Genomic DNA, 5,846 nt, shown 5'->3' with positions numbered 1-5,846 from the left:
GGAGCACCCCTCATCCGACCTCGCGGAGCCTGTCCTCGGGCTTGCCGGAGGCAAGACCCGTGGGCGAGGCCACCTTCTCCCACAAGGGGAGAAGGCAGAGCGCCGCTACTCGTCCGCCTTGAACGTCTGCTTCTGCATGCCCAGCCCTTCGATGCCGAGCTCGACGACGTCGCCGGGCTTCAGGAACACCGGCGGCTTCATGCCCAGCCCAACGCCCGGCGGCGTGCCGGTCGAGATGATGTCGCCAGGATGCAGCGACATGAACTGGCTGAGATAGGAGACGAGATAGGCGACGCCATAGACCATGGTCTTGGTCGAGCCGTTCTGCATCGTCTTGCCGTTGACCTTCAGCCACATCGGGATGTTCTGCGGGTCCTTGACCTCGTCCTTGGTCACCAGCCACGGGCCGATCGGCCCGAACGTGTCGCAGGACTTGCCCTTGGTCCACTGGCCCTGGCGCTCGGCCTGGAAGGCGCGTTCGGACACGTCATGCGCGACGCAGTAGCCGGCGACATAATCCAGCGCCTCGGCCTCGGTGACATATTTGGCTTTTCTGCCGATGACCACGCCAAGCTCGACTTCCCAGTCGGTCTTGACCGAGCCGCGCGGGATCAGCACGTCGTCGTTTGGCCCGACGATGGCCGAGCTTGCCTTCATGAAGATGATCGGCTCCGGCGGCACGGTTGCGCCGGTCTCGGCGGCATGGTCGGAATAGTTGAGGCCGATGCAGATGAATTTGCCGGTGCCGGCAACGCAGGCGCCGATGCGGGGATTGCCGGAAACCGCCGGCAGCGATTTCGGATCGAGCTTCGACAGCGTTTCGAGCGATGCCGGGTCGAGCGCCTTGCCGGCAATGTCGGTGACATGGGCGGAGAGGTCGCGGATCGTTCCATCCGCATCGAGCAGGCCGGGGCGTTCGCTCCCCGCTTCGCCATAGCGCAGCAGTTTCATTCTTTTTCTCCTGATTGCGACCCAGAGGCCGTTTGCAAACTCGCTCCGCTGCGGCGAATGGCGTGGTTTTCGAGAACCGGAGCGGAGCGTACTTAAAGTACGTGAGCCTAGGCAAGCGCAGAAAACCGCGCTAGGCGCCCGAGAGTTTTCAAATGGCCTCTTAGATCGACCAGCCACCGTCGATATTATAAGCCTGCCCCGACGTATAGCTGGCGCCAGCCAGATAGACGGCGAGATCGGCGATTTCCTCTGGTGTGCCGAGGCGGCCCATCGGCTGGCGGGCGATGAAGGCGGCGCGGGCCGCCTCGTAGTCGCCCTGCGCATGCATGCGGTCCTCCAGCGACGGGCTTTCGACCGTGCCGGGGCAAATGGCGTTGCAGCGTATGCCCTTGCCGACATAGTCGGCGGCGACCGATTTGGTCAGGCCGATGACGGCCGCCTTGGTCAGCCCATAGACGAAGCGGTTCGGCACGCCCTTGGTCGAACCGGCCAGCGACGCCATGTTGATGATCGAGCCGTCGCCGCGCTCCAGCATGCCGGGCAGCACGGCGCGGATGGTGCGGATCATCGAGCGAACGTTGAGATCCAAAGCAAAATCGAGATCCGCGTCCTTCATATCGAGGATCGAGCCGGAGTGGACGAAGCCGGCGCAGTTGAACAGCACATCGACGGCGCCAATCTCGGCAAAGGCGTTCTCGACCGCCTCGTCGTTCAGCACGTCGAGCTTGCGGGTCTTGATGCCAGCCGTCTTGCCGAGTTCGGCGAGCAGCACCTCGTTGATGTCGGTGGCGTGGACGACGGCGCCCGCCTTGGCGAAAGCCAGCGCGCTCGCCCGGCCAATGCCCTGGGCCGCCGCCGTGACGACAACGATCTTGCCTGCCAGATCCGCCATGCTTTTTTCTCCCTCTGTGGCCGCCCGGCTTTTACCGGCACGCGGCCAAGGCGCAATGTGCCAGACGGATGCTACCACGCCGCCTATTCGATGTTCGCCTGCAGGCCAAATGTTTTTTCTCGGTAAAGAACATCTTTTGGCCCGTCAAGTCCGGAGATTCCCCACCCTTTCCGGGCCTTGGCGCCGCCCCTCATTGCCCTGCCGGGCATTTCTCCCCGTATAGTGACGGGGAGAAAGAAGCCGGCCGCAGCCTCGGCGCACATTCTGCAACGTTGGACATTGGCGAAACCGTCGATACAGCGCCCTCTCCCCGTCATTATACGGGGAGAGGATGCCGGCAGGCAGGTGAGGGGCGGCGCCGACGTCGACAATTGCAATCTACGCACTCTCAGTCGCCGTAGGGCACCCAGACGTTCTTGACCTCGACGGCACGGCGCAGCAACGCATCGCCGGCGGCCTCGGCCGACGCCCAGTCGAGGCTGCGGCCGTTGCCGGTCCAGACGCGCTTGAGATTGCCGACGGAGTCGGCTTCGGCCCTGGCGCAGGTCTCGGCATCGGCGAACAGCCAGAGCCCGTCGACATCGTCATGCCTGGCCAGCACGCCGGCAAGCTCGGCGCTGCGGCCGGTGACGATGTTGATGGCCCCGGCCGGAACGTCGGAATATTCGATGACCTGGTAGAGATCGGTGGCAAGCAGCGGATATTTTTCCGACGGCACCGCGACCACGGTGTTGCCCATCGCCAGCGCCGGCGCCACCAGCGAGATCAGGCCAAGCAAAGGCGCATTGTCGGACGCCACGATGCCGACGACGCCGACCGGCTCGTGCAGCGCCAGTGTGACGGCGCGGGCCGGCGGCTGGTGGACGCGGCCCTCGAACTTGTCGGCCAGGCCGGCATAGAGGAACAGCCGCTCGATCGTTTGCTCGACCTCGTCGCGCGCGGCCTTGGCGGTCGCGCCGGTAAGCTCGGTGAGGCGGGAGGCAAATTCGCCCGCGCGGCCGGACAGGTTTTCGGCCAGATAATACAGCACCTGGCTGCGGTTGTAGGCGGTCGCCTCCGGCCAGGCCTTGCAGGCACGTGCAGCCGCGACGGCGTCGCGAATATCCTTGCGGCTGCCGAGACCGACCTCGCCGGCAAGCCTGCCCTTGGCGGTGGCGACGGCAAGCGAATAATTGCCGTCCGGCCTGACCTGCTTGCCGCCGATGAACAGTTTTGCCGTGCGATCGATGGCAACACCTTCCGCCGGCTCGACAGGTTTTGTCGTAGCCGGTGCCGGCTTGACGACCGGGCCGAGCGGCAGCTTTGCCGAGAGATATTCGAGCATGCCCTCGCGCCCGCCTTCGCGACCAAAACCGCTTTCGCGGTAGCCGCCGAAGCCGCAGGCGGCGTCGAACATGTTGGTGCCGTTGACCCAGACGACGCCGGCCTTCAATTGCGGCGCGACGTGCAGCGCGAGGTTGACGTTCTCGCTCCACACCGAAGCGGCCAGGCCGTAGCGCGTGTTGTTGGCGAGCTCGATCGCTTCCTCGGTGTTGCGGAAGGTCATGGTCGCCAGCACCGGTCCGAACACCTCCTCCTGCGCCAGGATGTTGGCCGGCGAAACGCCTGTGGCCAGCGTCGGCAAATGGTAATAGCCGGAGGACGGCAGCGCCACGTCGGGCTGCCAGCAGACGGCGCCCTGCTTGGCGCCTTCCGCGACCAGCCCCTTGACGCGATCGAGCTGGGTCAAGTCGACCAGCGGGCCGATATCGGTGTTCTTGTCGAGCGGGCTGCCGACGCGCAGCCGGCTCATCCGCGTCTTGACCTTGGCGATGAAGGCCTCAGTGATGCCTTCCTGCACCAGAAGGCGCGAGCCGGCGCAGCAGACCTGGCCCTGGTTGAACCAGATGCCGTCGACCAGTCCCTCGACGGCGCTGTCGAGGTCGGCGTCCTCGAAGACGACGAAAGCCGACTTGCCGCCAAGTTCCAGCGATAGTTTTTTCCCCGACCCGGCAGTGGCTTTGCGGATGATCTTGCCGACCTCGGACGAGCCGGTGAAGGCGATCTTCTGGACGCCGGGATGATTGACGATTGCCGCGCCTGCCTCCGGCCCGCCCTGGACGATGTTGACGACGCCCTTCGGCACGCCGGCGCGCTCACAAATCTCGGCGAACAGGATGGCGGTAAGCGGCGTGAACTCGGCCGGCTTCAGCACCACCGTGCAGCCGGCGGCCAGTGCCGGCGCGATCTTCCAGGCCAGCATCAACAGCGGAAAGTTCCACGGGATGATCTGGCCGACGACGCCGACGCCCTTCTGATCCGGAAAATCCCTGTCCAGCGCCTGCGCCCAGCCGGCATGGTGGATGAAATGGCGGATGGCCAGCGGCACATCGATGTCGCGGCTTTCGCGGATCGGCTTGCCGTTGTCGATCGATTCCAGCACCGCGAACAGCCGCTGGTGGCGCTGCATGGCGCGGCCGATGGCGTAGAGCGCTTTCGCGCGTTGGTAGCCGGTGGCTGCGGCCCATTTCGGCAGCGCTTTTGTCGCGGCCGAAACCGCCGCGTCGATATCGGCAGCTCCGGCATCCGACACCTTTGCCAGCAATTTTCCCGAAGACGGGTCGCTGGTATCGAAGGTCTTGCCGCCGCCCGCTGCTTTCCAGTCGCCGCCGATGAACAGCGCTTTGGAAAAATCACGCGCGGCAAGCCAGGCATCGGCCTCATTGCGCGCCTCCGGCGCCGGGCCGTAGTCCATGGCATAATAGCGTTCGAGAATATTCATCAGGCGCTCCCGATAGTCACGCCATCGCGTGGCGATGATTGGCCGAATAGTGACCGGTCAGGTGATGTTCGAGCTGGCGCTCGATGTCGGTCAAAAGGCTCGACGCACCGAAGCGGAACAGGTCCGGCTCCAGCCACCGCCGGCCGAGTTCCTCCTTCATCAGCACCAGCCAGTCGAGCGAAGCCTTTGCCGTTGAAATGCCGCCGGCCGGCTTGAAGCCGATGAGGTAGCCGGTCTCCTCGAAATAGGCGCGGATGGCGCGCACCATGGCGAGGCCGACCGGCAGCGTCGCGTTGACGCTTTCCTTGCCGGTCGAGGTTTTGATGAAATCGGCGCCCGCCATCATCGCCACCATCGACGCCAGCATGACGTTGCGCAGCGTGGCGAGGTCGCCGGTGCCGAGGATGACCTTGAGATGCGCCTCGCCGCAGGCGGCGCGCATCGAGACGATCTCGTTGTAGAGTTCCTGCCATTTCGCTGCAAAGACCAGGCCGCGCGGAATGACGACGTCGATCTCGTCGGCGCCGTCGCTCACCGAGGCTTCGATCTCCTGCAGTCGCGTCGACAGTGGCGTGAGGCCGTGCGGGAACGCGGTGGAAACGGCGGCGACATGGATGCCGCTGCCGCGCAGCGCATCGACGGCAGTGGCGACGAAGGGGTGATAGACGCAGACCGCCGCCGGGCGGATCTTTTCGCGAGTAATGCCGAGGCCTTCGACGATGTCGCGGCGGAATGGATTGATCGCCTTGGCGCAGAGCCGGCGCACGCGCTCGTCGGTGTCGTTCGAGTTCAGCGTCGTCAGGTCCATGCAGGCGACGGCGCGCAGCAGCCAGGCGGCCTGGTTGTCGGCCTTGATCGAGCGCCGCTTGGTCAGGCTGGCGACACGCCGTTCCAGCGCCGAGCGGTTGACGCTGCGCATCGATTCCATGAAGCCGAGATCGAGCTTCATGCCCGGGTTGCGGGCAATGCCGTGCGCCTGCGGCGCCGGCGCATTGGCGGCGGTACGCGCCGGCAGCGGCGTGATCTTCGAAGGTCCCAATCTGTCGGCACTAAGCTCGGCTTCGCGGCTGGTGCTGCTCATCTCCTGCCCTTTCGTTCGACGACTGTGCCGAAGATAGCCCGTGAAGCAGCGCTTCACGAGTCCTTCAGGCGGTCATAACGGAAAAAGCCTGCTGTGACATCAGCCGAACAGCGCGGCGCTCTTCCTTCTCCCCTTGTGGGAGAAGGTGGCCTCGCGAAGCG

General features: G+C 65.2%; 4 protein-coding genes. All 4 read right to left on the bottom strand.

Features of this window, described 5'->3' with window-relative positions; all coding sequences use genetic code 11:
* Positions 1-105 precede the first annotated feature (105 nt).
* Positions 106-951: a fumarylacetoacetate hydrolase family protein gene (locus tag M727_RS0132315; RefSeq protein ID WP_027155992.1), complete on the bottom strand. Its 846-nt coding sequence runs from the start codon at positions 949-951 to the stop codon at positions 106-108.
* Positions 952-1,111: 160 nt separating this feature from the next.
* Positions 1,112-1,843, bottom strand: a complete 732-nt coding sequence (locus tag M727_RS0132310; RefSeq protein WP_027155991.1) for an SDR family oxidoreductase — start codon at positions 1,841-1,843, stop codon at positions 1,112-1,114.
* A gap of 388 nt (positions 1,844-2,231) precedes the next feature.
* On the bottom strand, positions 2,232-4,604 hold the full coding sequence (locus M727_RS0132300; protein ID WP_027155989.1) for an aldehyde dehydrogenase family protein: 2,373 nt from the start codon (positions 4,602-4,604) through the stop codon (positions 2,232-2,234).
* Between the two features lie 16 nt (positions 4,605-4,620).
* Positions 4,621-5,685 (bottom strand): deoxyribose-phosphate aldolase, encoded by a 1,065-nt coding sequence (gene deoC, locus M727_RS0132295; protein WP_027155988.1) that lies wholly within the window; start codon positions 5,683-5,685, stop codon positions 4,621-4,623.
* Positions 5,686-5,846 lie beyond the last annotated feature (161 nt).

The sequence above is a fragment of the Mesorhizobium sp. WSM2561 genome (assembly GCF_000513915.1).
In the GTDB taxonomy this organism is placed as follows: domain Bacteria; phylum Pseudomonadota; class Alphaproteobacteria; order Rhizobiales; family Rhizobiaceae; genus Mesorhizobium; species Mesorhizobium muleiense.
Note: the sequence above shows the minus strand (reverse complement) of the source record. Positions and strands in the feature narration are given on the sequence as shown.